Annotated in this window: 3 protein-coding genes and 2 riboswitches; of the genes, 2 read left to right on the plus strand and 1 reads right to left on the minus strand. The window is 39.3% G+C overall.

The window, feature by feature from the left end:
• Positions 1-183: 183 nt before the first annotated feature.
• Entirely contained in the window at positions 184-723 is a 540-nt protein-coding gene (locus ACYQY7_RS13640; protein WP_461202870.1) for a DUF6944 family repetitive protein, read from the minus strand.
• A gap of 127 nt (positions 724-850) precedes the next feature.
• Positions 851-952, plus strand: a riboswitch (purine riboswitch).
• Positions 953-1047: 95 nt separating this feature from the next.
• On the opposite strand from ACYQY7_RS13640, the gene guaA reads away from it, so the two are divergent.
• Positions 1048-2568, plus strand: a complete 1521-nt coding sequence (gene guaA / locus ACYQY7_RS13645) for a glutamine-hydrolyzing GMP synthase (protein WP_461202872.1) — start codon at positions 1048-1050, stop codon at positions 2566-2568.
• Positions 2569-2650: 82 nt separating this feature from the next.
• Positions 2651-2752, plus strand: a riboswitch (purine riboswitch).
• A 116-nt stretch (positions 2753-2868) separates the two neighbouring features.
• On the plus strand, positions 2869-4194 hold the full coding sequence (locus tag ACYQY7_RS13650) for an NCS2 family permease (RefSeq protein WP_461202874.1): 1326 nt from the start codon (positions 2869-2871) through the stop codon (positions 4192-4194).
• Positions 4195-4448 lie beyond the last annotated feature (254 nt).

Here is a 4448-nt window from a genome sequence, read left to right on the forward strand (position 1 = left end):
ACAAAAGAAAAACGATTTTGTCCTTGACAAAATCGTTTTTCAACAGTCTGAAAAATCTATGATTTTTTATTAGATTTTGCAGGCGGAGAAGCTTTAAAATCGGCTTAAAATCAATGATTTATAGACATACGAATAATTTGATATAAATCAATAGATGATGGGCGGCATGATGTAATAAGACGACTACCCCACTTTCGATGGGGTAGTTTTTTCCTTTAATTCATTTAAAAAACAAAGAATAGAACCAACCGCTTGAATCCATGCGCCCGCGATGCTGATCGACTGCCCTTCTTCCTTATTTCCTCGCTCCTCATATATTTCGCCGATCGCTTGTAGGGCGTTGCCAATTGATTGAAGTACATTTCCAATGGGGCTTAATGGAGATGATTGTTCACTTCCCCAATCATCTGCGAATGAAAGGAGTCCGCCTAACGATTGTAACCAGTTTCCTGTAATCTCCTGTTGACTTCCCTCTTTGTTTAATAGTCCAGCAACAACGGTGACGTTACCGATAGCTTGAATTTGATTTCCATATATACCTAATGTATTCGGGATCTCAGCATCTGCCTCTAAAGCGTTTCCTGTTGCTTGCAATATGTTTCCTGATAAATCAAGAGTAAACTGTTTTTTATCGCTTAAAGAAGGGATGCTTCCGATGGCCGAAGTGACCGTACCTATCGCTTGAATAAATGAACCGATCAGTGCTTTCGTTTGAAGATCCATAGCTATTCTCCTGCGACATATTTCTTTATACATCATATGCACGTGAGATAGTGTTGTTAATTGTTAGAAAATTTAATAAAAAAGGAGGCATCTTGACCGATGAGGAATGAAGTTGGTAGAATGAATTAAAATTTAAGATGCTTACCTTCGTATATCCTCGATAATATGGTTCGAGAGTCTCTACCGGGACACCGTAAATGACCCGACTACGAAGGCAGTGTTCTATATTGCTAGAATTCTGCCTTCGTTTTTTTATGCGAGGGTATGAATGCTAGCTTTTTTTATTATATGTAGATGGGGTGATTTTGTTTGCGTCAGCAGGAAATGATCGTTGTTTTAGATTTTGGTAGCCAGTACAATCAGTTAATTACGCGCCGTATTCGTGAATTTGGTGTGTACAGCGAGCTGCATCCACATACGATTACAGCAGAGCAAATTCAACAAATGAATGTAAAAGGCATTGTTTTTTCGGGTGGTCCAAATAGTGTATATGACGAACAAGCGTTGACGTGCGATCCGGCACTTTTTCAGTTGGGCATTCCGATTTTAGGTATTTGTTACGGCATGCAGTTAATGACGCATCATTTAGGTGGGAAAGTTGAAAAAGCGACTCATCGGGAATATGGAAAAGCGACGATTACGGTACAACGCGCGTCGCAACTGTTTGACGACTTACCGACAGAGCAAATTGTTTGGATGAGTCATGGAGACTTGGTGACAAAAACACCAGAAGGGTTTACCGTTGATGCGACAAGTCCATCTTGTCCGATTGCTGCAATGAGTGATGAAACGAGAAAGTTTTATGCCGTTCAGTTTCACCCAGAAGTGCGCCACTCAGTATATGGAAATGAATTGTTAAAACGATTCGTGTTCCACATTTGTGAGTGTAAAGGCGATTGGACGATGGGAAGCTTTATTGAGCACGAAGTTCGTAAAATTCGTGAACTCGTTGGTGATAAAAAAGTGCTCTGCGCTTTAAGTGGTGGTGTTGATTCGTCGGTAGCAGCTGTTCTCGTTCATCGTGCCATTGGCGATCAATTAACGTGCATTTTTGTTGACCATGGTTTGCTTCGTAAAGGAGAAGCGGAAAGCGTCATGAAAACGTTCCGTGAAGGCTTCCATATGAACGTCATTAAAGTAGACGCAAAAGAACGATTTTTAAATAAATTAAAAGGTGTAAGCGATCCGGAACAAAAACGAAAAATTATTGGGAATGAGTTCATTTACGTGTTTGATGACGAAGCAGCAAAGCTGGATGGTATTGAGTTTTTAGTACAAGGTACGCTTTATACCGACATTATTGAAAGCGGCACAGCAACGGCTCAAACGATTAAATCACATCATAACGTTGGTGGCTTACCGGAAGACATGAAATTTAAACTAATCGAACCGCTAAATACACTTTTCAAAGATGAAGTGCGTGCACTCGGTACAGGGTTAGGCATTCCAGACGAGATTGTATGGCGTCAGCCGTTTCCAGGTCCAGGACTTGGCATTCGTGTATTAGGTGAAGTGACAGAAGAGAAGTTAAAAATTGTTCGTGAATCAGATGCAATTTTGCGTGAAGAAATAAAGAGAGCAGGGCTTGATCATGACATTTGGCAATACTTCACTGTACTCCCTGACATTCGTAGCGTTGGGGTGATGGGAGATGCCCGCACGTATGATTATACCGTTGGCATTCGTGCCGTAACGTCTATTGATGGGATGACAGCGGACTGGGCTCGCATTCCTTGGGATGTACTTGAAGTCATTTCAACGCGTATTGTAAACGAAGTGCCTCATGTTAATCGCGTTGTTTACGATATTACAAGCAAGCCACCAGCAACGATCGAATGGGAGTAAAAACGAACAAAAAAATATTTATATAAAAAAATGTTCGTGATTTATCTTGACTACACTTCGTTCCATTGTTAGAATGTATGTGTAAATGAAATAGAGGATGCATCGTATAATCTCGAGAATATGGCTCGAGAGTCTCTACCAAGCTACCGTAAATAGCTTGACTACGATGTGTAATGTGGGGGAGAGGAATCTGCTTGGTTCCTCTCTATGTTCTGTGCATTATGCATCATAGTCAACGCTTCTGGTAGTTTGCTAGAAGCGTTTTTCTTTTTATTACAACATATGGAGGGACTTGAAGTGATTAAGAAGTATTTTCAATTTGATGAGTTTGGTACAAATTACAAGAGAGAGATTATTGCAGGTTTAACAACTTTCTTATCGATGGCTTATATTTTATTTGTTAATCCAGCTGTTTTATCATTAAGTGCTGTACCAGATTTACCAAATGAAATGAGAATGGATCAAGGTGCAGTATTTACGGCAACGGCTATTGCGGCAGCTGTTGGATCTTTACTAATGGGATTAATTGCGCGTTATCCTATTGCGCTTGCACCGGGTATGGGATTGAATGCTTTCTTTGCTTTTACTGTTGTATTAACGATGGGCATTCCTTGGCAAACAGCATTATCTGGCGTGCTTATGTCTGGAATAATTTTTATCTTGCTGACGCTAAGTGGTATTCGTGAAAAAATTATTAACTCAATTCCGGAAGATTTAAAATATGCAGTTGGTGCAGGAATCGGGTTATTTATTACGTTTATTGGATTCCAAAACGCAGGTATTATTGTTAATAACGATGCAGTTCTTGTTGGCTTAGGTGATTTAACAAATGGGAATACACTGTTGGCGATTTTCGGAGTGATCATCACCGTTATTTTAATGGTTCGCGGTATAAACGGTGGAATATTCATTGGAATGGTAGTTACAGCTATCGTTGGAATGATTGCAGGATTAATCGATGTACCAACAAAAGTAGTTGGTTCTGTACCGAGTTTAGCACCTACGTTTGGAGTAGCGTTTGAACATCTTGACCAAATTTTCAATATTAAAATGCTAGCTGTTGTGCTAACATTTTTATTTGTTGATTTCTTTGATACGGCAGGGACACTAGTTGCTGTGGCGAATCAGGCAGGGTTATTAAAAGATAATAAATTGCCACGGGCAGGGAAAGCGCTTTTTGCTGATTCTTGTGCAACGGTTGTCGGAGCAATTTTAGGGACATCAACGACAACATCGTATATTGAATCATCAGCTGGGGTAGCGGCTGGCGGGCGTACAGGTTTTACTTCTGTCGTAACAGCAATTTTATTTTTGCTTGCGTTATTTTTCTCTCCGTTGTTATCGGTTGTGACAGCACCAGTCACAGCACCGGCATTGATTATTGTTGGTGTACTAATGGTATCATCGCTAGGAAAAATTGAATGGCTTCGTTTTGAAATTGCTGTTCCTTCATTTTTAACATTAATTGCAATGCCTTTAACGTACAGTATTGCAACAGGAATTGCGATCGGGTTTATTTTCTATCCAATTACAATGATTGCAAAAGGTAAAGCGAAAGAAATTCATCCAATTATGTACGGTTTATTTGTTGTTTTCATTCTATACTTTGCGTTTTTAGTTGAGTAACTACTATAGTGACAGATTGAGAGGCTTGGGTCATTACTTCCAAGCCTTATTTTTTAAAAAAACAGTTGACGAGGCATTTTGTTTTTGATAGTATATTTATTGCTGATTAAAACAAGTAGTTTATGAAAAATAAAAAACAAAAAAGTGTTGACAAGAAAAACAGTAAATGTTATACTGAAAAAGTCGCTTCAAAAGCGATGAAGATGTTCCTTGAAAACTGAACGAAGCGAAAAGCGTATGAAAGCTAAGGATAA

Source organism: Anoxybacillus sp. TBDG-1 (genome assembly GCF_054815885.1).

What these genes read in the sequence shown, in the direction of transcription:
- ACYQY7_RS13640 (WP_461202870.1), bottom strand. Translation starts at nt 723, where the DNA reads ATGGATCTTCAAACGAAAGCACTGATCGGTTCATTTATTCAAGCGATA.
- guaA (WP_461202872.1), top strand. Translation starts at nt 1,048, where the DNA reads ATGATCGTTGTTTTAGATTTTGGTAGCCAGTACAATCAGTTAATTACG.